The 215-nt window shown below is 73.5% G+C and carries 1 protein-coding gene; it reads left to right on the top strand.

The genetic code is table 11. The features are described 5' to 3' along the window. A partial coding sequence (locus H7A69_RS17235; protein ID WP_182048155.1) for a hypothetical protein occupies positions 1–215 on the top strand: 215 nt, incomplete at both ends.

The following is a 215-nucleotide window of genomic DNA, read 5'->3' as shown; positions in this document are numbered from 1 at the left end:
GTCGGTCGGGTCGGCACCGGGTTCCGCGACCGTGACCTCGACGAGATCGCCGAGGTGCTCGGCGTCCCCGGTCCGGACGGGCTCGAGTACGTCGGTCGGGTCGGCACCGGGTTCCGCGACCGTGACCTCGACGAGATCGCCGAGGTGCTCGGCGTCCCCGGTCCGGACGGGCTCGAGTACGTCGGTCGGGTCGGCACCGGGTTCCGCGACCGTGA

This window comes from Curtobacterium sp. ME26, assembly GCF_903970945.1.
In the GTDB taxonomy this organism is placed as follows: Bacteria; Actinomycetota; Actinomycetes; order Actinomycetales; family Microbacteriaceae; genus Curtobacterium; species Curtobacterium citri.
The sequence above is the reverse complement of the archived record's forward strand: the minus strand, read 5'-3'. Positions and strand labels throughout refer to the sequence as shown.